At 66.8% G+C, this 25,825-nt stretch carries 19 protein-coding genes; 11 read left to right on the top strand and 8 right to left on the bottom strand.

The annotated features are described in order from the left end of the window. Window positions 1–7: 7 nt before the first annotated feature. From TEP_RS04140 to TEP_RS04155, 4 genes are all read left to right on the top strand, one after another. Window positions 8–484 carry a DUF3574 domain-containing protein gene (locus tag TEP_RS04140; RefSeq protein ID WP_165933889.1) on the top strand — a complete coding sequence of 159 codons (477 nt, stop codon included), beginning with the start codon at window positions 8–10 and terminating at the stop codon, window positions 482–484. Between the two features lie 36 nt (window positions 485–520). Then, window positions 521–1,381, top strand: a complete 861-nt coding sequence (locus TEP_RS04145; RefSeq protein ID WP_132824373.1) for an SH3 domain-containing protein — start codon at window positions 521–523, stop codon at window positions 1,379–1,381. Between the two features lie 109 nt (window positions 1,382–1,490). Beyond that, entirely contained in the window at window positions 1,491–3,209 is a 1,719-nt protein-coding gene (locus TEP_RS04150; protein ID WP_132824374.1) for a thiamine pyrophosphate-dependent enzyme, read from the top strand. A 798-nt stretch (window positions 3,210–4,007) separates the two neighbouring features. Then, window positions 4,008–5,612 carry a hypothetical protein gene (locus tag TEP_RS04155; RefSeq protein WP_132824375.1) on the top strand — a complete coding sequence of 535 codons (1,605 nt, stop codon included), beginning with the start codon at window positions 4,008–4,010 and terminating at the stop codon, window positions 5,610–5,612. Between the two features lie 76 nt (window positions 5,613–5,688). On the opposite strand, the gene TEP_RS04160 is transcribed toward TEP_RS04155, so the two are convergent. Further along, window positions 5,689–6,399, bottom strand: coding sequence for a glutathione S-transferase (locus TEP_RS04160; RefSeq protein WP_132826447.1), 711 nt, complete (start codon window positions 6,397–6,399; stop codon window positions 5,689–5,691). Between the two features lie 148 nt (window positions 6,400–6,547). Here TEP_RS04160 and TEP_RS04165 point away from each other — a divergent pair, with 148 nt between their 5' ends. Together TEP_RS04165 and clpB are read left to right on the top strand one after the other, a co-directional pair. Next, window positions 6,548–7,363 (top strand): DUF3014 domain-containing protein, encoded by an 816-nt coding sequence (locus TEP_RS04165; protein ID WP_132824376.1) that lies wholly within the window; start codon window positions 6,548–6,550, stop codon window positions 7,361–7,363. 179 nt (window positions 7,364–7,542) lie between these two features. Next, window positions 7,543–10,128, top strand: coding sequence for an ATP-dependent chaperone ClpB (gene clpB / locus TEP_RS04170; protein WP_132824377.1), 2,586 nt, complete (start codon window positions 7,543–7,545; stop codon window positions 10,126–10,128). A gap of 84 nt (window positions 10,129–10,212) precedes the next feature. Here clpB and TEP_RS04175 read toward each other — a convergent pair whose 3' ends face one another. From TEP_RS04175 to TEP_RS04185, 3 genes are all read right to left on the bottom strand, one after another. Continuing rightward, entirely contained in the window at window positions 10,213–11,013 is an 801-nt protein-coding gene (locus TEP_RS04175; RefSeq protein WP_132824378.1) for a MipA/OmpV family protein, read from the bottom strand. A 141-nt stretch (window positions 11,014–11,154) separates the two neighbouring features. Continuing rightward, window positions 11,155–12,444 carry an ATP-binding protein gene (locus tag TEP_RS04180; protein WP_132824379.1) on the bottom strand — a complete coding sequence of 430 codons (1,290 nt, stop codon included), beginning with the start codon at window positions 12,442–12,444 and terminating at the stop codon, window positions 11,155–11,157. Continuing rightward, window positions 12,441–13,175: a response regulator transcription factor gene (locus TEP_RS04185; RefSeq protein WP_132824380.1), complete on the bottom strand. Its 735-nt coding sequence runs from the start codon at window positions 13,173–13,175 to the stop codon at window positions 12,441–12,443. Before TEP_RS04185 ends, TEP_RS04180 begins: the two co-directional genes overlap by 4 nt. Before the next feature lie 180 nt (window positions 13,176–13,355). Between TEP_RS04185 and TEP_RS04190 the strand changes: the two genes are divergently transcribed. Then, window positions 13,356–14,642, top strand: coding sequence for an aminotransferase class V-fold PLP-dependent enzyme (locus tag TEP_RS04190; protein ID WP_132824381.1), 1,287 nt, complete (start codon window positions 13,356–13,358; stop codon window positions 14,640–14,642). 406 nt (window positions 14,643–15,048) lie between these two features. Here TEP_RS04190 and ybaL read toward each other — a convergent pair whose 3' ends face one another. Both ybaL and TEP_RS04205 read right to left on the bottom strand, forming a co-directional pair. Further along, complete coding sequence (gene ybaL, locus TEP_RS04200) at window positions 15,049–16,749, bottom strand: YbaL family putative K(+) efflux transporter (protein ID WP_132824383.1); 1,701 nt, start codon at window positions 16,747–16,749, stop codon at window positions 15,049–15,051. Window positions 16,750–16,907: 158 nt separating this feature from the next. Next, window positions 16,908–19,295 (bottom strand): TonB-dependent receptor, encoded by a 2,388-nt coding sequence (locus TEP_RS04205; protein ID WP_132824384.1) that lies wholly within the window; start codon window positions 19,293–19,295, stop codon window positions 16,908–16,910. Window positions 19,296–19,628: 333 nt separating this feature from the next. Between TEP_RS04205 and TEP_RS04210 the strand changes: the two genes are divergently transcribed. Then, window positions 19,629–21,494 (top strand): ABC-F family ATP-binding cassette domain-containing protein, encoded by a 1,866-nt coding sequence (locus tag TEP_RS04210; RefSeq protein WP_049463961.1) that lies wholly within the window; start codon window positions 19,629–19,631, stop codon window positions 21,492–21,494. 22 nt (window positions 21,495–21,516) lie between these two features. Here the strand turns inward: TEP_RS04210 and ampR are convergent, their stop codons facing one another. Next, window positions 21,517–22,380 (bottom strand): LysR family transcriptional regulator AmpR, encoded by an 864-nt coding sequence (ampR, locus tag TEP_RS04215; RefSeq protein WP_025874688.1) that lies wholly within the window; start codon window positions 22,378–22,380, stop codon window positions 21,517–21,519. Window positions 22,381–22,554: 174 nt separating this feature from the next. Here ampR and blaL2 point away from each other — a divergent pair, with 174 nt between their 5' ends. The 3 genes from blaL2 to TEP_RS04230 all read left to right on the top strand — a co-directional run bounded on the left by blaL2 (window position 22,555) and on the right by TEP_RS04230 (window position 25,487). Next, window positions 22,555–23,469 (top strand): L2 family extended-spectrum class A beta-lactamase, encoded by a 915-nt coding sequence (blaL2, locus tag TEP_RS04220; protein WP_132824385.1) that lies wholly within the window; start codon window positions 22,555–22,557, stop codon window positions 23,467–23,469. Between the two features lie 105 nt (window positions 23,470–23,574). Further along, entirely contained in the window at window positions 23,575–24,789 is a 1,215-nt protein-coding gene (locus TEP_RS04225; RefSeq protein WP_132824386.1) for a cation:proton antiporter, read from the top strand. Between the two features lie 56 nt (window positions 24,790–24,845). Further along, window positions 24,846–25,487, top strand: coding sequence for a hypothetical protein (locus TEP_RS04230; RefSeq protein ID WP_132824387.1), 642 nt, complete (start codon window positions 24,846–24,848; stop codon window positions 25,485–25,487). A gap of 111 nt (window positions 25,488–25,598) precedes the next feature. Here TEP_RS04230 and TEP_RS04235 read toward each other — a convergent pair. After that, window positions 25,599–25,825, bottom strand: a 227-nt coding sequence (locus TEP_RS04235) for a DUF3011 domain-containing protein (RefSeq protein ID WP_132826448.1), incomplete at its 5' end; no start/stop codon positions are given.

Consider the following 25,825-nt stretch of genomic DNA (forward strand, 5'->3'; position numbering starts at 1 on the left):
GTTCCCGATGAAACACCTTGCCCTTGTTTTCGCCGTGCTGCTGGCCACCAGTGGCTGCGCCAGCCTGTCCTCCAAGGCGCCCAGCGCCTATGCCACCACCGCCGACCTGCAGGGCGACGCCGCGCGTCCGTCCAGCGGCCACGGCTGGGTGCGCAGCGAGCTCTATTTCGGCGTGGGCGAAGAGCAGGGCGCCGGTGACCGCCCGCAGGCCGACACCATCAGCGATGCGCAGTGGCGCGCGTTCCTGGACAAGGAAGTGACGCCGCGCTTCCCGGACGGCCTGACCGTGTTCGATGCCTACGGCCAGTGGCTGTTCCGTGGCGATGCCTCCCCGAATCGCCTGCGCACCAAGGTGCTGGTGGTGCTGCATGAGGACAGCCCGCAGCGTCGCGCCGACATCGAAGCGATCCGTCTGGCGTGGAAGCAGCAGACCAGGCACCAGTCGGTACTGTGGTCGCGGCAGGCAGTTGACGTATCGTTCTGACCTGGACGCGCCACTGTGGCGCTGCAGGGAATGACGATGACACCCAGGGATGTGCTGATGGCGGTGATGCTGGCCGGTCTGTTGGCGCCGGCGGCACAGGCGCAGGACGAAGACCGGGGCCCGCTGCGGTTTTCGCCGGCAGCGGGCGTGCAGGCGTCGGTAGAGGTACAGGAGGATGGCATGCTGGCCGTGCTCCTGCAGCCGGCAGGGAAGCGGCAGCGCCTGCCTGGCGCGCCTGACGCCGAGGGAACGTCGCGCCTGGGCGCAGAGGATCTCGATTTCGACGGGCGTCCCGAGCTGGTTGCGCGCGCGACGGTGGGTATGGTCAATGAGGCCGTTGCGGTCTATCGCTTCGACGTGGGCAGCGGTGAGTTCCGCGCACTGAAGGCGGTGACCCATGGACACGACCAGTGTGGTGACCTGATGGGCATTACCGCCGACGCCGCCACGCGCACGCTGACCGCCAGCTGCCGCAGTGGGCCGATGTGGTACACCGACGTGTATCGCTTCAACGGACCGCAGCTCTATCTGTACCGCGGTGAGAGCGTGTTGATGTTGGGCGATACGCTGAACCGGGCGCTGCACTGGGAAGAGACCGAGAACCAGGGGCCACTGGCGGTGTGGCGCACCTACGATCCCTCCGGCAAGGTGCTGGAAAGCGCCATCGGCGACGGGCTCGGCGCACCAGCAAGCGGAGCGCCGCTGGTGGGGCTGATGGCGAGCGTGCTGCCTGCGCGCCTGTTCCTGTTCGATCAGCCCGGTGCGTCCAGCACGCAGCGCTACCTGGTGCAGGGTGATCGCGTCGAGATGCTGGATGAGCAGGATGGTTGGCTGCAGGTGCGCTACCGCAACCCGAAGCGCGGCGCGGTGACGGGGTGGATCAACGTCAACGATTGACGGCAGCCCTGCCCGGAGTTTGCACGACAAGGCGATCGGCCTCTTGCCCACGGGAGCATCACTTCATCGGGACTAGCCTCGGGGTTCCCCCTTGCAAGGCTGTAGTCCCATGAGCAAGCGCGTTGCCGAGATCGTCGTCGATACCCTGCAGCAGGCGGGCGTCCGCCGTTGTTATGGCATCGTCGGCGACACCCTGAACCATGTCACCGACGCACTGCATCGCAGTGAGATCGAGTGGGTGCATGTCCGCCATGAAGAGGTCGCGGCGTTCGCGGCCGGTGCCGATTCACTGATCAGCGGCCAGCTGACCGCCTGCGCAGGTTCGTGCGGTCCTGGCGGTCTGCACTTCATCAACGGCATCTTCGAGAGCAACCGCAACCGCGCGCCGATGGTGCTGATCGCCAGCCAGGTGGTCACCAGCGAACTGGGCATGGAGTTCCCGCAGGAAGTGGATTTCAAGGCGGTGTACGGCAGCTGCACCGTGTTCTGCGAGCAGGTGCACAGCCCGGCCCAGGCACGGCGCGTGGTAGCGCTGGCCTGCCAGGCGGCGATCAGCCGCCGCGGTGTGGCGGTGGTGATCCTGCCGGCCGACATCAGCGAAGCGGAAGTGAAGCACGATGTGCCGTTCTCGGTGCATTACACCCAGCCGGTGCTGCGCCCCTCCGAGGCCGAGCTGCAGCACATCGCCGAACTGCTGGGGCAGGGCAAGCGCATCGGCATCTATGCCGGCGCCGGTTGCCAGGGGGCACATGCGCAGCTGCTGGAACTGGCGCGGCGCCTGCAGGCACCGGTGGCGCACACCTCGCGCGCCAAGGATTTCGTCGAACCGGACAACCCGTACAACATGGGCATGACCGGCATCTTCGGCATCGAATCCGGTTTCCACACACTGATGGAGTGCGACACGCTGCTGCTGCTCGGCGCTGATTTCGCCTGGGGCCAGTTCTACCCGGACAAGGCCACCATCATCCAGGTCGACCGCGATGGCAGCCACCTCGGTCGCCGCCATCCGGTGAACCTGGGCGTGGTCGGTGATATCGCACCGACGCTGGACGCGCTGCTGCCGATGCTGCCCCCGCGCGAAGACAGCAGTTTCCTGGACGAATGCATCGAGCACCGCGACAAGGCGCTGAAGAAGCGCGAGCAGGAGGAGCAGCCGGGCGAAGGCGAGCTGATCCATCCGCAGCACCTGACCGCGCTGCTGTCGAAGTACGCTACCGACGATGCGCTGTTCACCGCGGATGGTGGCTCGCCGATGGTGTGGGTGCTGCGGCACATCCGGGTGAACGGCCGCCGCCGCACGCTGACCAGCCTGCTGCACGGCACGATGGCCAACGCGATGCCGCAGGCGCTGGGTCTGCAGAAGGCCTTCCCGGGGCGGCAGGTGATTTCGTTGTCCGGCGATGGTGGGTTGGCGATGTTGCTGGGCGACCTGCTGACCGCGGTGCAGGAGAATCTTCCGATCAAGGTGGTGGTGTTCAACAACGGCTCGCTGAATTTCGTCGAGCTGGAGCAGAAGGTGGAAGGGCTGCTGGACAACTACACCGACCTGAAGAATCCGGATTTCGGCCGGTTGGCCGAGGTGATCGGCTTCCACGGCCGCACGGTGACCCGCAGCGAGGACCTGGAAGAAGCGGTGCAGGATTTCCTGGCCCAGCGTGGGCCGGCGCTGCTGGATGTACATACCAGTCGCGCGGAGCTGGTGATGCCGCCGCAGATCGAGGCCAAGCAGGTGGCAGGCACGGCGTTGTATGCGGCCAAGGCGGTACTGAGCGGTCGCATCGACGACGTGAAGCATCTGCTGGTGGACAACTTCCTGAAGAAGTGAGGGTGAGGGTTAGGGTTTGATGCAGGGCTGCGCCCTGCACCCGCCGAATCAACGTCAACGTCAGCGTCAACGTCAAAAGCGGGGTATCGGTGGGATGGCGGGGTGGGTCCGGTCGCGGGGGACGCTGCAAGTACGTCCCTGTAAGCTCGGTCGCGCCATCCATGGCGCTCACGCCCCCGCAACCGGACCCACCCCGCCTTCGACAGATTTTCGCTGCTGTTGGAACGGCGTTCTCTGCTGCTGTTTGGTGGGTGTCGACCTTGGTCGACACGGTAGATCCACGCCATGCGTGGATGCTTCCCGATAGTGCCGGCCGCTGGCCGGCAACCACGCAGATGCCTGCGATCCGGCGCTTGAGAGCGCAGCGACCGGCTTCTGCTTTTGATCTTTTGATTCTCATCCGTGGCTGGCGCCCGCAGGAAACTGTCAGGGGCCGGGCGGGTAGGCTGCGCAGGGGCGTGAGCCGCATGGGCCCGAGGCATGCCTCGGGCGGGTTGGGCAGGATGCCCAACCCCGGGCTTGCCGTGTGCGCAGGACAGCGCACACGAGCAAGCGGCGACCGAGCTTACATGGGTGAGGGCGCTTTGCTTGCGAAGCACTGCTTCGCAAGCGCCCGAACGCCCAGCCGCCAGCGGCTGGGCCGGGCCCCGGAGCGCCCGGCCCACCCCCAGAACCTGCTTTCAGCGACCAACCACGAGGGGCTCCGCCGTTGGCTGGAACCTATCATTCCACTCGGGAATTGGCGCGCCGGCCCCGCTGGGCCTACCATCGGCGGTCCCCACCCCCACCGCCCCTTCCATGTCCGCTCCCGCTTCCACCGCGCCGCGCCGCTGGTTCGTCGCCGACGACTTCAATGGCTTCTTCGGCCTGGTCGTCGACAACCTCTCCATCCTCGGTTTCATCGCCATGGCCCTGGTCGGGATGTTCCAGTTCCCCGCCGACGTGGTCTTCGGCCGCATGTTCCCCGGCACCGCCCTGGGCGTGCTGGTCGGCAACCTGCTGTACACCCTGATGGCACGGCGCCTGGCCGCGCGTACCGGGCGCGACGACGTCACCGCCATGCCGCTGGGCCTGGATGCGCCGACCAGCATCGGCATGGCGCTGCTGGTGCTGGGCCCGGCCTTCCTGGCCTTCAAGCAGCAGGGCCTGGACCCGCATGCCGCCGCCATCGCCACCTGGCAGCTGGGCATGGCGTCGCTGGTCATCATGGGCGTGCTCAAGCTGATCCTGTCCTTCTTCGGTGAAGCGGTGACCCGCGCGCTGCCGCGCGCTGCGCTGCTGGGTTCCATCGCGGGCATCGCACTGGTGCTGATGGGCCTGCTGCCCTTGCTGGAGACCCTGCGCTCGCCGCTGGTGGGCTTCACCACGCTGGGCCTGCTGCTGTACGTACTGATCGCCAAGGGCAAGCTGCCGCTGCGCGGCCCCGGTGTGCTGCTGGCCTTCGTGTTCGGCACCGTGCTGTATTACGGGCTCGGCCTGGCCGGTCTGGGCGTGCCCGGCTTCCAGATTCCGGCCTGGGTGCCGCCGCAGGTGGTATTGCCGCTGCCGACGCTGGGCTTCATCGAGGGCCTGCCGACCGCGATGACCTACCTGCCGCTGCTGTTGCCGTTCGGCCTGCTGATGGTGGTCGGTGGCATCAACGTATCCGAGAGCGCGCGCGCAGCCGGCGATGACTACCGCACCCGCGACATCCTGCTGGTGGAGGCGGTGGCCACGCTGGTCGCCGGCGTCTGTGGTGGCGTTGCGCAGACCACCCCGTACATCGGCCAGCCGGCCTACAAGCACATGGGCGCGCGCAGCGGCTACACGCTGCTGACCGGCCTGTTCGTCGGCATCGGCGGCATGCTCGGCATCATTTCCGGGCTGGTGCAGTGGCTGCCGCTGGCGGTACTGGCGCCGATCATCGTGTACGTGTCTATCGACATCACCACCCAGGCGTTTCAGGCCACGCCGCGCCAGCATGCCGGTGCGATGGTGCTGGGCTTCCTGCCGTCGGCGGCCTACCTGCTGGCGATCAAGGCCCCGGGCTGGATTCCAGCCGAGCAGATGGGCGCGCTGCTGACCCACGTCGATGGCCACGGCCTGCCGGAGCTGGCGGTGATCTTCGCGCTGGGCAACGGCTTCATCATCACCTCGATGTTGTGGATCGCCACCGTCGCAGCGATGGTCGATGGACGCCTGCGTCGCGCCTGCGGCTTCCTGCTGGTGGCGGCGGCGCTCACCCTGTTCGGCCTGATCCATTCGGTGGATCCGCGCGGCGGCATCTACCTGCCGTGGGATCTGCAGGGCCTGGCCCGCGTCATCAGCTGGCAGTTCGCCGGCGCGTACGTGGCACTGGCCATCCTGCTGGGGCTGCTGTCGCTGCAGAAGCAGGCGGTGAGGCCGCTGGCTGGGAACGACTGATCACGGGTGGTGCCGGCCTGGCCGGCACCCTCAGAGGCTCCGGTTGGATCGTGCAGTTGCCGGCCAGCGGCCGGCACTACCGATCTGAATCCAGTTCCGGGTAATGCCGGAAGATGCCGTTGGTGTTGAAGGGCAGCCGCCGCTCCGAAGCGAGATAGGCGGCGATGCCGGGCCGTTGTTCCACCCGGTCCTTCAGTGCGCGCAGCAGTGGCAACGTCGGCCACAGCGCCTGCATGCGGCGCGGAAACATGTAGTCCAGCCCGCTCAGCAACTGGAACAGCGACAGGTCCACGTAGGAGTGTTCGCGCAACGGGTGGCGACCGCCATTGGCCTTCAGCACCTGCTCGAAGTAGCCAAGGAATTTCGGCAGGCGCTCATCGCGCATCGCTGCCGCGCGCGCCCTGGCCGCGGTCTTCTGGTCTTCGTAGTACTTCGACGCGGCGATCGGATGGTGGGTGTCGTGCACTTCGGCCACCAGATCGGCGATGGTCAGCTGCAACTGCAGCGCCTGCATGCGCCGTGAGGCGGCCTGCGGAACCAGATCCAGCGTCGGGCCGAGGAAATCGAGAATGGCCGCGACCTGCGCGATGACCTGTCGCCCCGCCTTCAGGAAGGGTGGTGCGAAAGGTCGCGCACCTCCGCTGTGGCCATCGAGGAACGGCTGCATCACGGCGTCGCCGTGCACACGCGCCATGTCCACGTAATCGGCGCCGGCATCTTCCAGCGCCAGCCGCACGAATTCGCCACGGCCCTGGATGCCGGTCCAGTAGTACAGCGCGTACTGCATGAAGGCGTCTCCACCCAACAGGAACAGCAGGGTCGCGCGTACCGCGCAAAGCAGGCGTGAACACAACGGCAGCGGAATGGCTGGGGAACCCCGCCGAATCAGGGCAGTCACACCTTGTCCATGCAGGTGAAAAGCGAGGTTCTGCATCATGCAGAGTGGAAAAGCGGTCTGGCCCTGGGTTCTGGGCGTGGTGGTGCTGGGCGGCGCGGGCACGTGGTTGTTCCGCGACCAGTTGCAGCACCTGGCAGATAGCGTAGCGGTGCCGGAGCAATCCGCACCGACCTCGGCAGTCGCCGCACCGAAGCCCGCTGCTACGCAGGAACCCGGGCCCTCTCCGATCAAGCATCCGCTGGATTCCGAGGCCGCCGCCGACCCTGCGTTACCGAACCTGGCCGACAGCGATGCCGCCGCCTGGAGCACAGTGAGCGAACTGTTCAAGGGCGAGGGCGCGTTGACTGCGCTGTTGCGCGATCACCTGATCCAGCGCCTGGTCACCCAGGTCGACAACCTGGACAAGGCCAGTGTGCCGCCTACCGCGCTGGCCTTCCGGCCGCTACCGGGCAGCCTGCAGGTGGAGCCGGGCGAGGGCGGCGAACGCATCGCTGCGGCCAATGCGGCGCGCTATGCGCCCTATGTGCAGGCCTTCACTGCGCTCGACCCCGCGGCGGCGGCCCAGGCGTACAAGCGCTTCTATCCGTTGATCCAGCAGGCCTATGTCGATCTGGGCCGTCCTGACGGGTACTTCAACGATCGCCTGGTAACGGTGATCGACCACCTGCTGGACACCCCGGAGCTGGCCCAGGCGCCACTGCTGCAGCGCGATGAGCGCGGCCGCTACCGTTTCGCCGATGCCACCCTGCAGTCGCGCTCGATCGGGCAGAAGGCCTTGCTGCGCATGGACGCAGCGCAGGTGCGGGCGGTCAAGCAGCAGCTGCGGGCGATCCGGGCCGCGATCACCCATTGAGCCCTCCGCGTGCGGATCTGATCCGGATCAACGCGCCGACAACACCGCTTCCGGCATGCTGGCCACGGGCTGACTGGCCTTCGAATGCAGTCGCAGCCACCCTTGAAACCGGGTGGGGCAACCGCATCTTTCCAGCATCGCCGGCGCGGGCCGGCCAAGATGACCGATGAGGTTTCGCAATGCGGATGGACAAGCTCACCTCGCGTTTCCAGCAGGCGCTGGCAGACGCGCAGTCGCTGGCGGTAGGCCGCGACAACAGCATCATCGAACCGGTGCACGTGTTCAGTGCCCTGCTGGACCAGCAGGGTGGCAGCACCCGGCCGTTGCTGGCCCAGGCCGGCGTCAACGTGCCGGTGCTGCGCGAACGCCTGGACGAAGCGCTTGAAGCGCTGCCGAAGGTGTCCGGCCAGGCCGGCAACCTGTCGATCGGCAACGACCTCAACCGCCTGCTCAACCACACCGACAAGCTGGCCCAGCAGAACGGTGATGCCTTCATCGCCAGCGAGTGGTTCGTGCTGGCCGCGCTGGAAGACGGCGGCACGCTGGGCATGGCGATGCGCGCTGCCGGTGCCGACAAGGCGCGCCTGCAGACTGCCATCGACAAGCTGCGTGGCGGCGAGAACGTGCAGTCGGAGAACGCCGAAGAGCAGCGGCAGGCGCTGGAGAAATACACCATCGACCTGACCGCACGTGCCGAGAGCGGCAAGCTCGATCCGGTGATCGGCCGCGACGAGGAAATCCGTCGCACCATCCAGGTGCTGCAGCGCCGTACCAAGAACAACCCGGTGCTGATCGGCGAACCCGGCGTGGGCAAGACCGCGATCGTCGAAGGCCTGGCCCAGCGCATCATCAATGATGAGGTGCCTGAAGGCCTGCGCGGCAAGCGCGTGCTGTCGCTGGACATGGGCGCGCTGATTGCCGGCGCGAAGTTCCGCGGTGAATTCGAAGAGCGCCTGAAGGGCGTGCTCAACGACCTGGCCAAGAGCGAAGGGCAGATCATCCTGTTCATCGACGAGCTGCACACCATGGTTGGCGCGGGCAAGGCCGACGGTGCGATGGATGCCGGCAACATGCTCAAGCCGGCACTCGCGCGCGGTGAACTGCACTGCGTCGGTGCGACCACGCTGGACGAGTACCGCAAGTACATCGAGAAGGATGCCGCGCTGGAGCGCCGCTTCCAGAAAGTCTTCGTGGGCGAGCCGACGGTGGAGGACACCATCGCGATCCTGCGCGGCCTGAAGGAGAAGTACGCGGTGCACCACGGGGTGGAGATCACCGACCCGGCCATCGTCGCTGCGGCCACCCTGTCCAACCGCTACATCACCGACCGCCAGCTGCCGGACAAGGCCATCGACCTGATGGACGAGGCTGCTTCACGGCTGCGCATGGAGATCGATTCCAAGCCGGAGGAACTGGACCGGCTGGAGCGTCGCCTGATCCAGCTGAAGATCCAGCGCGAGATGCTGAAGAAGGAAAAGGACGATGCGTCGCGGCAGCGCCTGGCCGATCTGGAAAACGATATCGATGCGCTGGAGCGCGAGTTCTCCGATCTCAACGAAGTCTGGAAGTCGGAGAAGGCCGCGCTGCAGGGCACGACGAAGATCAAGGAACAGGTCGAGCAGGCCAAGGTTGAACTGGAGTCGGCGCAGCGCCGGCAGGATTTCGCGCGCATGAGCGAGATCCAGTATGGCGTGCTGCCGCAGCTGGAAAAGCAGCTTGCCGCTGCGCAGGAGGCCGAGAACACCGACTTCAAGCTGGTGCAGGACCGCGTCACCGACGAGGAGATCGCCGAGGTCGTCTCGCGCTGGACCGGCATCCCGGTCAACAAGATGCTCGAAGGCGAGCGTGACAAGCTGCTGCGCATGGAAGAGGTGCTGCACAACCGCGTGGTCGGCCAGGAAGAGGCGATCAAGGTGGTGTCCGACGCGGTGCGTCGTTCGCGCGCTGGCTTGTCCGATCCGAATCGACCGGGTGGATCGTTCCTGTTCCTGGGCCCGACCGGCGTGGGCAAGACCGAACTGTGCAAGTCGCTGGCCGAGTTCCTGTTCGACAGCGCCGACGCGATGATCCGCATCGACATGAGCGAGTTCATGGAGAAGCACAGCGTCGCACGCCTGATCGGTGCGCCCCCCGGCTATGTGGGCTATGAGGAAGGCGGTTACCTCACCGAGGCCGTGCGCCGTCGCCCGTATTCGCTGATCCTGCTGGACGAGGTGGAAAAGGCGCATCCGGATGTGTTCAACATCCTGCTGCAGGTACTGGACGACGGTCGCCTGACCGATGGCCAGGGCCGCACGGTGGACTTCCGCAATACCGTCATCGTGATGACCTCCAACCTGGGCTCGCACCAGATCCAGGACATGAGTGGCGATGACACGCCGGAAGCCTACACGCAGATGAAGGCGGCGGTGATGGGCGTGGTGCAGGCGCACTTCCGTCCGGAGTTCATCAACCGGTTGGATGACATCGTGGTGTTCCATCCGCTGGACAAGCAGCAGATCAAGCAGATCGCGCGCATCCAGATGCGTGGCCTGGAAAAGCGCCTGGCCGAGCGTGGCCTGAAGCTGGTGGTGTCCGATGCAGCGTTCGATCTGCTCGGCAACGTCGGCTTCGATCCGGTCTACGGCGCGCGTCCGCTGAAGCGTGCGATCCAGGCACAGCTGGAAAACCCGCTGGCGCAGAAGATCCTGTCCGGTGCGTTCGTCAACGGCGATACCATCGAAGTGGGCAACGACGGTGGCCATCTGGTGTTCGCCAAGGCCTGATGCGTGCCACGGGGCGCTGCATGATCGCAGCGCCCCGTCTCTTTGCCAGCGCGAACGTCGGTGTCCGGCGTTCGCCGGCAATGCTCAGAACCGGTGCGTATACCCGGTCATCAACCCGAACTGGTTGGCCTTCTGCACGATCGGGCTGTCGGCGGCGTCGCCGAGCAGGCGGGTGCCTTCCACGGCGATGTACCAGTTGCCGTTGCGACCAGCGCGATGGCTCCATTTCATGCCCAGCCCGGCGCTGACCAGGCCGGCCTTGGGCGTGTGCTGGGCGAAACCGGTACGTGCGGCCTGATCGGGGCTGACGCCGTACCAGGTCTGCATATAGCCGCGGTTGCCGTAGTCGGTGGAGACGCTGCCGCTGACCACGCCACCGGCCAGATCGAACAGCGGCATCTCCAGGTTCAGGTGGATCTGCTGGGTGGCAAGGCCGTTGTCGCCCTTGTCGTCGTCTTTCATCGTGTAATGCCAGGAACCACTCAACACCGCCTCACCCAGCGTATAGCCAGCCGCCAGGCCGACCAGGGGCCGGGTATCGATATCGCCCATGCCACGCAGGAAGTCCGAGCCGCCGAGGATCGAGTTCTTCTCGCGTCGGCTGCCGCTGCCGCCGACGTAGGCACGCACGCGGGTGTGTTCGCCGATCGCCGTGCCCCAACCCGCACCGCTGGTACCCAGAAACCAGCCGCCCGGCGAAGTCACGTCGAACGACAGCGTCGGTGCGGCCTGGAATTCCTCGCTGCCGCTGTAGCGCGGGGCAACGCCGCCACCGGCGGCCAGCTCGAAGGTCCATTGATCCTCCTTGGCATGCGCTGTGGACGTTGCGAACAAGGGCAGCAGGGCCAGGCCGAGCAGGGTGGGGAAACGGCGACGGTGGGACATGGCAACTCTCTACAGTGGGAGGAAATGCAGTGCGCGCATCCGGCGCGTGCTGCTGGGTCGACAGCGTGGCGGGATGCCACCGACCAATCCGTCCGCAGTTGTGCGGGAGTTGTAAGCAACTGTAAGCACGGCCCGTGGCGTTCAGCTGGCAGCCAGTGGCCAGTGCATTTCCAGGCGTGCACCGCCCAGGGTCGCGCGTCCCACACGCAGCTCGCCGTGGTGACGAACCGCGATGCGCCCGGCGATGGCCAGGCCAAGACCAAAGCCGCCGGTGTCGCGGCTGCGGCTGTCATCCAGACGGGTGAACGGGCGCAACACCTTCTCGCGATCGCCTTCGGCAATGCCGGGGCCATCGTCATCCACGCGCAGGCAGGCCTTGCCGGCCACGCTGACCAGTGACACCTCCACACGGGTGCGTGCATAGCGCATCGCGTTGCCGACCAGGTTGCTCAGGGCCAGCTGCAGCAGGCGTGGCTCGGCATCCACGCGCGGCAACGCACTGGGCCAGACCTGCAGCACCAGACCCGCGCGTTCGGCATCGCGCCGTGCGTCTTCCATGCAGGCCTGCAGCCAGTCGTTCGCCTCGATGCGCTGCATGGGCTCGGCGTCGTTGGGATGCTCCAGCCGCTCATAGGCCAGCAGTTCGCTGACCAACCGGTTGAGCTCGGCCAGATCACCATGCAGGCCGGCAGCGAGGTGTGCTCGCCGCGCCGGGTCGTTGCTGTCCTGCATCAGATCCAGGCCGAAGGCCAGGCGTGCGATCGGCGTGCGCAGCTCGTGGGAAATGGCATGGGTAAGATCGCGCTGCCGTTGCACCAGTTCGGCCACGCGCGCGGCCATGCGGTTGGAATGCTCGACGATGACCCGGATCTGCGAACGTGGCGATACCTGCGCACGCGCCTGCAGGTCGCCGGCACCGATGCGGTCGGCATGACCGCGCAGCGCTTCCAGGTCGCGCCACAGCAGGCGTACCCAGGCATACAGGCAGGCGCCGACCAGCAGCAGGATGCACAGGTAGGCGGCGGCGGTCATGTACAGGGTCATCTGCACCTCGCCGGGAAAGTGCAGCCGCAGCCAGCGTCCGTCAGCCCCCTCGATGGGCATCAGCACCTGCTGGTAGCGGTCACGGACGATGAAGCCGTCCCCGCGCAGGGCATTGCGCTCTTCGTCATCGAGCACGGGCGGTGCATCCAGCAGTGACAGCGCAATGCCGTAATGCGGCTGCCACTGCAGCAGGCGCTGCTGTTGCTGTTGGCGGTCCAGGCCGGCCAGTCCGCTGCGCAGCGCGTACACCTGTCCGCGCACCTGTTCGACGAAGACTCGTTCCTGCAGGGGCGTGTAGATGCGGTCCAGCAGGTGGTTGAGGCTGAACACCGACACCAGCAGGCAGCCGCCGGTGACGAACCACAACCACAGGAACAGGCGCTTCACGCCGACCAGGCCGAGGGGTTGAACTGGTAACCGCGGCCCCACACCGTCTTGATCCGGCGCGGTTCGCGCGCGTCATCGCCCAGCTTGCGGCGCAGCTTGCCGATGCAGACATCCACGCTGCGGTCCAGGCCATCGAAGCCGATGCCGCGTGCCGCCAGCAGGATCTGGTCGCGCGAGAGGATCTGCCCGGGCTGGCTGGCCAGCAGCCAGAGGATCTCGAATTCGGTGGTGCCCAGCTCTACGGGCTGCCCATGCAGGTGGACCTCGCGCTGCACGCGATCGATCAGCAACTCGCCATGCATCAGCCTGCACGGCACCCCGGCAGGACCGCTGCCATGGCGACGGCGCAGCAGCGCACGCAGGCGCGCCAGCAGCAGGCGCGGCTCGATCGGCTTGTGCACATAGTCATCGGCGCCGGACTCCAGGCCCAGAACCTGTTCGATATCGTCCTCGCACGCGGTCAGCATCAGGATCGGCACGTCGGAAAAGCTGCGGATCTGCCGGCATACGTCGATGCCACCGAGACCAGGCAGCATCAGGTCCAGCACCACCAGTTCCGGCGCGTGCTGGCGGCAGGCCGCGCTGGCCAGGTCGCCACGCGGCACGTGCTGCACGGCAAACCCATGTTCGCTCAGGTAGTCGCTGACCAGCTCGGCCAGGCGGCGGTCGTCCTCGACCAGCAGCACCTGGGTCGGGTTGCCGGCGGCGGGGGTCCACGGGGAGGGCTGCATCGGTAGGGCGTCCTTGTCCGGGGCGAAGGGCCCGGCGGCGAAGCCTAGCAATGGCCCATGACGACTGCCTGAATCCCGGGCAACCTGATAACCGCCGGTACTGGCGTCATCGCCAGGGGCTCTCAATGGCGGCCAATGGCTGGCCTATGGTGGGCGTTTCCCCGGATGGAGCCTGGCGCAATGAGCGATCCGCAGTGGCAACTGGAAACCCTGGCCGTGCACGGCGGCTACCGCCCCGACCCGACTACCCGCGCGGTGGCGGTGCCGATCTACCAGACCGTGGCCTATGCATTCGATGACACCCAGCACGGGGCGGATCTGTTCGACCTGAAGGTGCCGGGCAACATCTATACGCGCATCATGAACCCCACCACCGACGTGCTGGAGCAGCGCGTCGCGGCGCTGGAAGGGGGCATCGGCGCGTTGGCACTGGCTTCCGGGCAGGCCGCGATCACCTATGCGATCCAGACCATTGCCGAGGCCGGCGACAATATCGTCGCTGCCAGTGCGCTGTATGGCGGCAGCCTCAACCTGCTGGCGCACACGCTGCCGCAGTACGGCATCCAGGCGCGTTTCGCAGATCCGGCTGACCCGTCGGCGTTCGCGGCCTTGATCGATGAACGTACCAAGGCGGTGTTCGTCGAATCGATCGGCAACCCGCGCGGCAACGTTACCGACATCGCCGCCATCGCCGAGGTCGCGCATGCGGCCGGCGTGCCGTTGATCGTCGACAATACGGTGGCCACGCCGTTCCTGCTGCGCCCGTTCGAACATGGCGCCGACATCGTGGTGCACTCGCTCACCAAGTACCTCGGTGGCCACGGCACCAGCCTGGGCGGGGCGATCGTCGATTCCGGCCGCTTCGACTGGACGGCACAGCCGCAACGCTTCGCCCGCTTGAACCAGCCCGATCCGAGCTATCACGGCGTGGTCTATACCGAAGCGCTCGGCGCGGCGGCCTACATCGGCCGTGCGCGGGTAGTGCCGTTGCGCAATACCGGCGCGGCGTTGTCACCGTTCAACGCCTTCCTGATCCTGCAGGGCATCGAGACCCTGGCACTGCGCATGGAGCGGATCAACGCCAATGCGCTGGCCGTGGCGCAGTACCTGCGCGCGCATCCGAAGGTGGCGTGGGTGCGTTATGCCGGGCTGGTCGACGACCCCGAACACGCGGCGGCGCAGCGCTATCTGGGCGGCCACGGCTCCGGTGTGCTGACCTTCGGATTGCCGGGTGGGCGCGTTGCCGGCGCGCGCTTCCTCGATGCCCTGAAACTGTTCACCCGACTGGTGAACCTGGGGGATGCGAAATCACTGGCCACCCACCCGGCCTCGACCACCCACCGCCAGTTGGATGCGGTCGAACTGGCCAGAGCCGGGGTCAGCGAGGACACCGTGCGCCTGTCGATCGGCATCGAGCACATCGGCGATCTGCGCGCGGACCTGGAACAGGCGTTGGCGGACGCCTGATGCCTGCTGGCTTGGTCGTCATCGCCAGAGGCGATCACCACCGCTGCAGGAAAGCGTTACGGTGGAGACGCTCTCCAAGGGCGTGGCGATATCATCCCCGGCCGATGCGGGTCGGCCGGGGATTCTTTTGGGCGCAGCCCACTCAGGTAGATCCACGCCATGCGTGGACGCATTTCGATGCACTGTCGAAATACTCGATTCCGATGGAGATCCATCCACGCATGGCGTGGATCTACTGTGTCGACCAAGGTCGACACCTACCAACAGCAGCACCGAACGCCCTACCGACAGCTCGCTGAAATCCGTCGAAGGCGGACCCACTCCGCCATCCCACGGAATGCCAGCTTTTGCCGTTGCCGTTGTCGTTGTTTCGGCGGGTGCAGGGCGCAGCCCTGCTGCACACCCCTCACACCACTGGAATGCTGTGCTGCCCAAGACTGCGGTACGGCGGGGTCGCCATCACCATTTCCGCCAACGAGTAGGCCAGCTCGCGCTCGGCCATCACCGTGCCGTCGGCACCGTGTTCAAGCAGATGCTTCACTTCGGCATCGCTGTGCGCACGCGCCAGCAGCGTCAGGTTGGGGTTGATCGCACGCAGCTTGGCCAAGGTCTCACCGGCTTCCAGCGGCTGCGGAATCGCCAGCACCGCGATCTTCGCGCGCTCGGGATGGGCTTCGGCCAGCACCTTGTCCGAGGCGGCACTACCGCGGATGCCGGGCAGGCCAGCGGCATGCGCCTCGGCCACGTGTTCCTTGTTGTCGTCGATGATCATCACCGGCACGCCACGGTCGCGCAGCACCTGCGCCAGCGCGCTGCCGACGCGGCCATAGCCGATGACGATGGCATGGTCGTGCAGGTCCAGCGACGGCCCCGGTGGCAGCTCGGTTTCCACCGCCGTCGGCGTGGTTTCCTGGTGCTTCAGCAGCCAGCGGTCGAGCAGGCCGAATACCAGTGGGTTGAGCATGATCGAGATCAGCGCGCCGGCCAGCACCAGCGCCTGGCCGGTGGGCGGCAGGATCTTCAGGGTCACGCCGAGACCGGCGATGATGAAGGCGAACTCGCCGATCTGCGCCAGGCTGGCCGAGATCGTCAACGCGGTGCCCGTGGGGTGGCCGAACGCGCGCACGATGAAGAACGCCGCCGCCGATTTGCCGAACATGATGATGCCGGCGGTGGCCAGCACCTGCCACGGGTGCTCGATCAGGATGCTGGGATTGAACAGCATGCCCACCGAGACGAAGAACAGCACCGCGAAGGCATCGCGCAGCGGCAGGGAATCGCTGGCCGCCTTGTGGCTGAGTTCCGATTCATTGAGCAGCATGCCGGCGAAGAACGCGCCCAGCGCGAAGGACACGCCGAACAGCATCGCCGAGCCGAACGCCACGCCCAGGGCGATCGCCAGCACCGACAGGGTGAACAGTTCGCGCGAACCGGTTCCGGCGATGCGCTCCAGGATCCACGGAATGACCCGGCGGCCGACCACCAGCATCACCGCCACGAACAGGCCCAGCTGCACGAAGGTCCAGCCGATGCTGGCCAGCACGCTGCCGAGGGTGTGGTGTTCATTGGCCGCGTCGGGCCCGAACACACCGGCCATCACCGGCATCATCACCAGTGCCAGCACGCAGGCCAGGTCCTCGACGATCAGCCACCCGACTGCGATCTTGCCGCGCTGGGTTTCCAGCAGGCGGCGCTCTTCCATCGCGCGCAGCAGCACCACGGTACTGGCCGTGGCCAGCGCGAAACCGAACACCACGCCGTGGATGACCGGCCAACCCATCAATGCCGCCAGGCCCCAGCCGAGCAGGGTGGCGACGAGGATCTGGCCGATGGCACCGGGAATGGCGATGGCCTTGACCGCCATCAGGTCCTTCAGCGAGAAGTGCAGGCCGACGCCGAACATCAGCAGCATCACCCCCAGTTCGGCCAGCTGGTTGGCCAGTGCCTGGTCGGCGACGAAGCCGGGGGTGAACGGACCTACACAGATGCCAGCAACCAGGTAACCGACCAGCGGAGACAAACGCAGCTTGTTGGCCAGCGCGCCGAAGATGAAGGCGAGCCCGAGACCAACGGCAACGATGTTGATCAGGTCGGTGTCATGGTGCATCGGCTCTCGCAGAAATCAGGGGGATGCCCCGATTTTCACCTAATGAGCCAAATGCGGCAAACCCCTAGAGCAAATAGGGTCAGATCCCGTTTCCTGCAGGAAATGGGCCCTGACCCCGGATGAGCCCGCCGGGCAGGGCCCGGCGCTACCGCTACCGCTTACCAGTTGTACTTGATCCGCCCGTACACATACGCGCCATTGAAGCCGAACGGCGCGTAGTTGCTGTACGGCAGCATGCCGAAGGTCGAGTTCTGCAGGTCTTCGGTGCGGTCCGGGTACTCGTCCAGCAGGTTGTCGGCGCCCACCGTCAGCGTCCAGTTAGCACTCGGCTTGTAGCTGGCCGAAGCATCCAGCACCCACTTGTCGCCGTAGGTCTGGTCACGCGCGGCGGTGGCCGAATTGCGCACCGTGAACTTGCCGTAGCGGGTCGCCGCCAGGCCCAGTTCCCAGTGGTCCGAGCGCCAGGTGCCGCTGAGGATGGCTTTGTCGTGCGGGTAGCTGTCTTCGATGCGGCCGATCTCATCGCGGCCGATCAGCGACTGGGTCAGGCCCAGCGTGCCGAACACCGCCGGCGTGCCACCCACGCGCTGCACTTCGGTGTCGTTGTAGCTGTAGGCTGCGGTCAGTTCCAGGCTGCTGGCGCTGAACGGCACGGTGTAGCTGGAGACGAAGTCAACGCCGCGGGTGCGGGTGTCCAGGCCGTTGGTGAAGTACGAGAACGCGTTCACCTGCGGCAGGCCGAGCGTGGTCAGCAGCGCGCTGCTGGCCGCATTGGTGGTGATGCTGGAGGACAGCGCGATGCGGTCATCGATGTCGATCTGGTAGGCGTCGACGGTGACGTACAGGCGATCCACCGGCTGCAGCACCAGGCCCAGGCTGTAGGACGTGGAGGTCTCGGCCTTCAGCGGCGACGCGCCCAGTGCCTGTGCGGCCAGGCTGGTGGTCGGGAAGGTGCCACGCTCGACGAACACGCCGTTGAGGAACTGGCTGGTCACCGCCTGGTAGCCCTGCTGGGCCAGCGACGGTGCGCGGAAACCGCTGGAGGCGGTGGCACGCAGCGCTACCTTGTCGGTGAAGGCGTAGCGCGCCGACAGCTTGCCGGAGAAACGGTCACCGAAGTCCGAGTAGTCCTCGTAACGGCCGGTGATGCCGGCGGAGAACTTCTCGGTCAGGTCCGCTTCCAGGCCTGCATAGACCGCGTAGTTGTGGCGGTCGGTATGCACTTCGTTGGTGGGAGTGAAGCCGGCAAAACCCTGCGCACCGCTGCCGGTGTAGGAGTTCAGTTCGCCAGGGTTCTGGTCCCACTTCTCGCGGCGATACTCACCGCCGAAGGACAGCGTAACCGGATAGGCCAGGCCCCAGTCCAGCGACTTGGTCAGATCGGCGTTGAAGATGTCCTGCTGGTACTTCAGCGTGCCGTCGTAGAACGAGCGTGGGCTGGTCGCGCCCAGGCTGTAGTTGATGCTGTTGCGGGTGTGGAAATCCAGGGTGTTCTCGCCGTGGTTCAGGCTCAGGTCCCAGGTCCAGCCGTTGTCGGTGTTGCCTTTGACCCCGGCCACCAGCGAGCGGTCCTTGGAATACTGGTTGATCTGCGGCACGAAGCCGTCCGGGTAGGTCTGCGCCAGCAGCGCGCTCTGCCCGCTGTGGTTGCGCGAACGGTAGAACGCGAACGAGGTGATGTCGCGGTTGCTGAGCAGCGCGCTGGCGTAACCGGTGACGTGGTCGCTGAAATCAAAGCTGGCGTTGGCCGACGCGGCAGTGGCGTCCACGCGCGGGTCGCCGACGATGAAGGTGGTCTGGCCGACGCTGGGGAAGTTGCCGGTGTTCGGCGTGGTGCCGCGATAGGGGCCGGCGCGGTCGCTCTCGTCCTGCTGGCTGATCTGCCCGGCCACGTGCACGCGGCCACGGCCGTTGCCGAATTCCACGCCGGTATCGCCGGACAGCTGGTACTTGTTGCCGTCGCCGGCCGAGTACTGGCCGTAGTCGACCGCCAGGCTGCCGCCACTGCCGCTGCCCTTGAGCACGATGTTGATGACGCCGGCGATGGCATCCGAACCGTACTGTGCCGAGGCGCCGTCACGCAGCACCTCGACGCGCTCGATGGCGGCGATCGGAATCGCGTTGATGTCCACCGCTGACGAACCGCGGCCGATGCTGCCGTTGACGTTGATCATCGCCGAGGTGTGGCGGCGCTTGCCGTTGACCAGCACCAGCACCTGGTCCGGCGACAGGCCGCGCAGCTGTGCCGGGCGCACGCCACTGGTGCCGTCGGTCAGTGCCGGGCGCGGGAAGTTCAGCGACGGCAGCGCGCGCGACAGCGCGGTGGCCAGCTCACTGGTGCCGGTGGACTGCAGGATCTCGGGGGTGATGATGTCGATCGGTGACTGCGATTCGGCGACCGTTCGGTCGGCCACGCGGGTGCCGGTGACGATCACCGTATCCAGGGTGTTGGCGGCGCTGCCGGCCTGCTGGGCGTTAGCAACGAACGGAGAGCCACCGAGTGCGACAGCGACGGCGGCGGCGATCAGGCTGGTCTTGCGGGTCATCGGGAGGGGGCTCCGGTTGGCGGGATGGCACCGGAATCGACATCACGGGGGTGAGGCGGACGACGGTTGTTGCGGTGCGCAATACAGGAATTAACGGGATATTCAGTGCCTGTCAAATGACGGCCTTCAGAAAAAACGTTGCAGCAGCAACCATTTAGCTGCGACAGGCAGTGACGGGGGAGGGGCCCGGGAGGCGCGCGGACAGGACGTGGGAGAGAGGAACGTCGGCCGTCGCGCATCCCGGGGCGCGTCAAGTATTCGTTAACGTTAGAATTGCGTCGCAGGAACAGTGCTTACCAGCACATTCCATTCGGTTATATGGACGCCCCCCCCATGATTTCGCTTCGTAATTTCGCCTTGCGCCGCGGCGAGCGGCTGCTGTTGTCCAATGTCGACCTGACCCTGCATGCCGGTTACCGGGTAGGCGTGGTCGGCCGCAACGGTGCTGGCAAGTCCAGCCTGTTCGCGGCGGTGAAGGGCGAACTGGAGGCCGACAAGGGTGACGTCGACCTGCCGGGCAAGATCCGCATCGCCAGCGTTGCCCAGGAAACCCCGTCCCTGCCGGACCCGGCGCTGAGCTTCGTGCTGGGCGGAGACATCGAAGTGGCTGCGGTGCTGGCTGCCGAAGCCGACGCCACCGCCCGCGAAGACTGGGAAGCGGTGGCCGAGGCGCATACGCGCATGGCCGAGCTGAACGCCTACGACGCCGAAGCGCGTGCCGGCAAGCTGCTGCACGGCCTGGGCTTCCCGGCCGAAACGCACCACCGCGCGGTGTCCTCGTTCTCCGGCGGCTGGCGCGTGCGCCTGAACCTGGCCCGCGCGCTGATGATGCCCAGCGACCTGCTGTTGCTGGACGAACCGACCAACCACCTGGATCTGGACGCGGTGTACTGGTTGGAACAGTGGCTGCTGAAGTACCCGGGCACCCTGCTGCTGATCTCGCATGACCGCGAGTTCCTCGACAACGTGGCCACCCACACCCTGCACCTGCACGGGGGTGGCGCCAAGCTTTACCCGGGCGGTTACACCGACTTCGAGCGCCAGCGTGCCGAACAGCTGCGCCAGCAGCAGATCGCGCATGAGAAGGAACAGGCCGAGCGCGCCCACCTGCAGAGCTTCATCGACCGCTTCAAGGCCCAGGCCAGCAAGGCCGCACAGGCACAGAGCCGGATGAAGCGCCTGGCCAAGCTGGCCGGCACCGAGGCGGTGCGCGCCGAGCGCGAATTCCGCATCGAGTTCGCGCCGCCGGCCAAGCTGCCGTTCTCGCTGATCCGCCTGAACCACGTCGAGGCCGGCTACGGCAGCGATTCGGTGATCCTGCACAACGTGGGCTTCGGCCTGGAAGCGGGCCAGCGCATCGGCCTGCTGGGTCCCAACGGCGCCGGCAAGACCACCCTGGTCAAGACCCTGGTGGGCGAACTGGCACCGATTGCCGGCGAGCGCGCCGCGCACCCGGACCTGCGCATCGGCTACTTCGCCCAGCACACGGTGGAGTCGCTGCATGAAGGCCAGTCGCCGATGGAACACTTCCGCGAGCTGGCCCCGGATGCACCGAACCAGTCGTTCCGCGACTTCCTCGGCAAGTGGAACTTCCCGGGCGACCGTGCCTTTGAACCGGTGGATGGTTTCTCCGGTGGCGAGCGTGCACGCCTGGCGCTGGCGTTGATCGCCTGGCAGCAGCCGAACGTGCTGCTGCTGGACGAACCGACCAACCACCTTGACCTGGAAATGCGCGAGGCGCTGGCTGAAGCCCTGGCTGATTTCGACGGCGCGATCGTGATGGTCTCGCATGACCGCCATCTGATCGGCCTGGTCTGCGACACCTTCTGGCGAGTGGCCGACGGCGTGGTCGAACCGTTCGATGGTGACCTCGACGCCTATGCCGCCTGGCTGCGCACGCGCCCGCAGGCGCAGGGCACCAAGGCACGCATGGAGCAGGTGGAGGAACCGGTGGTGGTCAAGACTGCACCGGTCGCGCAGGTAGTGCAGAAGAAGCCGGTCAACCCGCACAAGCTGGCCAGCGCCGAAGCCAAGGTCGCCGAGCTGGAAGGGGTGCTCGCCGAACTGGACCGGCAGCTTGCTGACTCGAGCAACTATGCCGATGCCACGCGCATGGCCGTGCTCGGCCGCGACCGCGAAGCGGCGGCCGCACAGCTGGAAAAGGCCGAAGCGGCCTGGATGGAACTGCTGGAGTCCTGATTCCATCGGTAGCGCGCGCGTTTCATCCCTGCGCCTGCAGCCATTCGCGGAACCGCTTGGCCGGTTCCCGTTCGGCACGCGAGCGCAGACGGGTCAGCCAGTAGCGACCCAGCTCCAGCGTGGTGGCAAATGGCTGCAGCAGCCGGCCCTCGGCCAGGTCCGCTTCGAACATGCGCAGCGGCAGCAGGGCAACGCCTGCGCCACCGGCCGCGGCCACCGCCAGCGTCAAGGACGAATCGAACACCGGTCCGCGTGCTTCCACGCCGTTGGCCCCGGCCATCTGCAGCCAGCGTGGCCATTCGTCGCTGCGGTACGAACGCAGCAGCGGCAAGGCCGCCAGATCGCGCGGATGCTTCAGCCGCCGCGCCAGTGCCGGCGCGCACAACGGTGCGAACGGCGCGTCCAGGATCGCCGTGCAGGCCTGTCCCTGCCAGTCGCCATCGCCGAAACGGATCGCCAGGTCCAGGCCTTCACCGGCTAGGTCGATGCGGTTGTTGTGGGTCTGCAGCCGCAGTTCGATATCCGGGTGGGCCGCATCGAACGCGGCCAGCCGCGGCAGCAGCCAGCCGGTGGCGAAGGTGCCGACCACGCCGATCGTCAGCACTTCCCGCGCCGGGCCACCGGTGTAGCGGGCGATGCTGGCTGAAATGCGCTCGAAGGATTCATTGAGCACCGGGTACAGGGCTGCGCCTTCCTCGGTCAACGCCACGCCGCGGGGCAGGCGGTGGAACAGGCGGATACCCAGCCGGTCCTCCAGTCCGCGTATCTGGTGGCTCAACGCCGCCTGGCTGACGCAGAGTTCCAGCGCGGCCCGGGTGAAGTTCTGGTGCCGGGCAGCCGCTTCGAAGGCGCGCAACGCATTCAGCGAAAGAGTGGGGTGCAGCATGGGGACGTGTGAGGCAGGATGATGGCTGATGGTAGCGCCTTGCCATGGGCGTTGGATAAATAAAGGGTTTAATGCGTCATGCATGAATTAATCTCATGGCTGACGCTGAAAAAACGCGCTGGTCGCCTCTGCCCACCCTTTCAATAATCGGGACAGCTTCCACGAGGATTCCGCATGCTTGCCCGTCGTCGATTCCTGCAGTTCAGCAGTGCCGCAGTCGCGTCCACCCTTGCGTTGCCGCTGCTGGCCCGGGCTCCCGCTCCCGCCACCGTGCCGGCCACATCGGTCGATGCCGCCATCGCCGCCGCCGCCGACTTCGCCGCACTGGAAAAGGCGTGCAGCGGTCGACTCGGCGTAACCCTGCTCGACAGCGCCGGTGGTCGCCGCCTCGGTCATCGCCAGGACGAACGCTTCCCGCTGTGCAGCACCTTCAAGAGCGTGCTGGCCGCCACGGTGCTGAAGCAGGCCGAGCGCGGTCCGGCACTGCTGGACCGGCGCCTGCCGGTGCGGACCCAGGACCTCCTGGAGCACGCGCCGGTCACCCGCCGCCACGTTGGCAAGGACCTGACCGTGCGTGACCTGTGCCGGGCCACGTTGATCACCAGCGACAACACCGCCGCCAACCTGTTGTTCGCAGCGATTGGCGGGCCGCCGGCGGTGACCGCGTTCCTGCGCGCTGCCGGCGACACGATCACCCGCAGCGATCGCCTGGAGCCGGAACTGAACAGCTTCGCCATCGATGATCCCCGCGACACTACTACGCCGGCGGCCATTGCATCGACGCTGCAGCGTCTGGTGCTGGGCAATGCACTCAGGCCTGCCTCACGCCAGCAGCTGGCCGACTGGCTGATCGACAACGAAACCGGCGATGCCTGCATTCGAGCGGGCCTGGGCAAGCGCTGGCGGGTGGGCGACAAGACCGGCAGCAATGGCGAAGACGCCCGCAACGACATCGCCGTGTTGTGGCCGGTGCAGGGCGGTTCGCCCTGGGTCCTGACCGCCTATCTGCAGGCGGGCACGATCAGCTTCGAGCAGCGCGCGGCGGTGCTTGCGCAGGTCGGGCGGATCGCCGATGGGCTGATCCGCTGAAGGGCGCTCTGCCGGAAGGAGAGGGCACTTTCAGCCGTGTCCGGCTTGCCCGATCCGGATCGAACCCGCATCCTGCGCGCGTTCGATCCACACGGAAGTCCCCCGATGAGCCATGAACTGGTCTACCTGCTGCTGATCTTCGCGCTGCTGGTCATCCCGCGCGCGCTGCAGCGGTTCAGCCTGCCGGCGCCGCTGACCTGCCTGCTGTTCGGCATCATCGGCATGCTCTGGCTGGGCGACCAGGCGCACGACGCGGTCATCGCGCTGCTGGCCACGCTGGGCATCTCCTCACTGTTCCTGTTCGCCGGCCTGGAAGTTGACCTGCAGGCCCTGCGGCGTGGCATGTGGCCGCTGCTGGCGCATCTGCTGATCCGCAGTGCGACCCTGTTCGGCGTCGGCTGGCTGGCCTGGCGTTACGCCGGCCTGCCATGGCAGGCGGCCGGGTTGCTGGCGCTTGCGCTGCTGACCCCCTCCACCGGTTTCATCATGGATTCGCTGTCGCGGCTGGGGTTGAGCGAGGACGAGCGGTTCTGGGTCACCAGCAAGGCCATCGCCGGTGAACTGCTGGCCCTGGCGGCGTTGTTCATCGTGCTGCAGGCTGGCGACCCGGGGCACATGGCGCTGTCCAGCCTGGCCCTGCTGGCGATGATGATCGGCCTGCCGCTGCTGTTCATCGCGCTCGGTCGCTGGGTCGCGCCGCATGCGCCGGGCTCGGAATTCTCACTGCTGGTGATGGTGGGCATGGTGGCGGCGTACATCACCTACCTGCTGGGCGTGTACTACCTGGTTGGCGCCTTCATTGCCGGCCTGGTCGCGCGCCTGCTGCACCAGCGCATGCCGCTGCTGGCTTCGCACGAAAACCTGCACGCGCTGCGCCTGTTCGCCTCGTTCTTCGTGCCGTTCTACTTCTTCAACGCCGGCACCAAGGTGCCCAGCGAAGCGCTGAGCTGGGGGGCACTGGGGCTGGGCATCGTCATCACCCTGGTGGTGCTGCCGCTGCGCATCGCGGTGGTCTGGCTGCAGCGTCGCGTGATGTTCGGCGAAAGCTTCCGCAGCAGCCTGCGTGTGTCGCTGGCGCTGGCACCGACGCTGATCTTCACCCTGGTGCTGGCCGCGATCATGCGCGATCGCTTCCAGATTCCCGCGGTGCTGTTCGGCGCGCTGCTGCTGTACGCCGCCTTGACCACGCTGCTGCCCTCGCTGGTGTTCCGCACGCCGTTCGATGTCGATCCGGTCGAGCAGGAGCCGGCAGGGCAGGGCGAAGATGCGCCGGTGGCGGCGACAGAAGTGGTTGCCGTCGCCCCTGCGGCCGAGCGCTGAGGTGGATCCAGGGAGTGCGGTTTGCGCGCATCGGCCATGGCCGTTAGGGTTGGGGCATGAAACCGATCGCCGCTGTTGCTTCCGCCTTCGCCCTGCTCGGCCTCGCCGCCTGCTCGCAGCCATCGCATACGGTCGACCACGATCTGTCGACCGCGCCGGCCGACGCCTTCATGGCCGCGGTCGCCGCCCATTGTGGCCAGGCCTACGAGGGCAAGGTGGTGGAAGACACGCCGGCGCCCACCGGCAAAGATCCCTTTGCCGGGCAGAAGCTGGTGATGCATGTACGTGGCTGCGCCGACCCGGGACATGAGCTGCGCATCCCGTTCCACGTCGGCGATGACCATTCGCGCACCTGGGTGTTGACCCGTACCGAGCATGGGCTGCGCCTGAAGCACGACCATCGCCACGCCGATGGCAGCCCCGATGCGATCACCCTGTACGGCGGCGACAGCAAGCCGCCGGGCACCGCCGAACGCCAGCAGTTCCCCGCCGATGGCGAATCGGTGGCGATGTTCCGCCGTGCCGACATGCTGGCTTCAACCCACAACACCTGGGCGATGGAGATCGAGCCGGACCAGCGTTTCGTCTATGAGCTGACGCGCCCGGAAGGGCGCCGTTTCCGGGTCGAGTTCGATCTCAGCAAGCCGGTCGCGCTGCCGCCTGCGCCCTGGGGTGATGCAGCGGCGCCGGCACCCTGATCGGCCCCTGGCATGCTGCCGCGGACAGCCCGGTAGCGCCGGGCCATGCCCGGCGGCTTTCAAGCGGAGACCCTGCCACTGCGCTCGCCGGGCATGGCCCGGCGCTACCCCTCAACGCGTGCCGAAGCGCGCCCGGCAGCCGTTGCTGACCCACACGTTGCCGCGCGAGTAGCCCCAGGTCCGGCCTTCCTGGCAGGCGCTGCCGGACAGCTGCTGCTGCAGCACAGGCCGGCCCTGGCGTTCATCCCAGTTGCAGCTCTGCTGGCGGTTGTTGTTGCTGCTGCAGGTCACGCTGTAGTTGCTGTTGCCACCCCCCCAGCCGCCGCCATTGCCCCCAC

The sequence above is a fragment of the Stenotrophomonas sp. TEPEL genome (assembly GCF_004348785.1).
Classification (GTDB): domain Bacteria; phylum Pseudomonadota; class Gammaproteobacteria; order Xanthomonadales; family Xanthomonadaceae; genus Stenotrophomonas; species Stenotrophomonas indicatrix.

Coding starts and splice junctions, on each gene's coding strand:
- TEP_RS04140 (WP_165933889.1), top strand. CDS start 8: ATGAAACACCTTGCCCTTGTTTTCGCCGTGCTGCTGGCCACCAGTGGC.
- TEP_RS04145 (WP_132824373.1), top strand. CDS start 521: ATGACACCCAGGGATGTGCTGATGGCGGTGATGCTGGCCGGTCTGTTG.
- TEP_RS04150 (WP_132824374.1), top strand. CDS start 1,491: ATGAGCAAGCGCGTTGCCGAGATCGTCGTCGATACCCTGCAGCAGGCG.
- TEP_RS04155 (WP_132824375.1), top strand. CDS start 4,008: ATGTCCGCTCCCGCTTCCACCGCGCCGCGCCGCTGGTTCGTCGCCGAC.
- TEP_RS04160 (WP_132826447.1), bottom strand. CDS start 6,399: ATGCAGTACGCGCTGTACTACTGGACCGGCATCCAGGGCCGTGGCGAA.
- TEP_RS04165 (WP_132824376.1), top strand. CDS start 6,548: ATGCAGAGTGGAAAAGCGGTCTGGCCCTGGGTTCTGGGCGTGGTGGTG.
- clpB (WP_132824377.1), top strand. CDS start 7,543: ATGCGGATGGACAAGCTCACCTCGCGTTTCCAGCAGGCGCTGGCAGAC.
- TEP_RS04175 (WP_132824378.1), bottom strand. CDS start 11,013: ATGTCCCACCGTCGCCGTTTCCCCACCCTGCTCGGCCTGGCCCTGCTG.
- TEP_RS04185 (WP_132824380.1), bottom strand. CDS start 13,175: ATGCAGCCCTCCCCGTGGACCCCCGCCGCCGGCAACCCGACCCAGGTG.
- TEP_RS04190 (WP_132824381.1), top strand. CDS start 13,356: ATGAGCGATCCGCAGTGGCAACTGGAAACCCTGGCCGTGCACGGCGGC.
- ybaL (WP_132824383.1), bottom strand. CDS start 16,749: ATGCACCATGACACCGACCTGATCAACATCGTTGCCGTTGGTCTCGGG.
- TEP_RS04205 (WP_132824384.1), bottom strand. CDS start 19,295: ATGACCCGCAAGACCAGCCTGATCGCCGCCGCCGTCGCTGTCGCACTC.
- TEP_RS04210 (WP_049463961.1), top strand. CDS start 19,629: ATGATTTCGCTTCGTAATTTCGCCTTGCGCCGCGGCGAGCGGCTGCTG.
- ampR (WP_025874688.1), bottom strand. CDS start 22,380: ATGCTGCACCCCACTCTTTCGCTGAATGCGTTGCGCGCCTTCGAAGCG.
- blaL2 (WP_132824385.1), top strand. CDS start 22,555: ATGCTTGCCCGTCGTCGATTCCTGCAGTTCAGCAGTGCCGCAGTCGCG.
- TEP_RS04225 (WP_132824386.1), top strand. CDS start 23,575: ATGAGCCATGAACTGGTCTACCTGCTGCTGATCTTCGCGCTGCTGGTC.
- TEP_RS04230 (WP_132824387.1), top strand. CDS start 24,846: ATGAAACCGATCGCCGCTGTTGCTTCCGCCTTCGCCCTGCTCGGCCTC.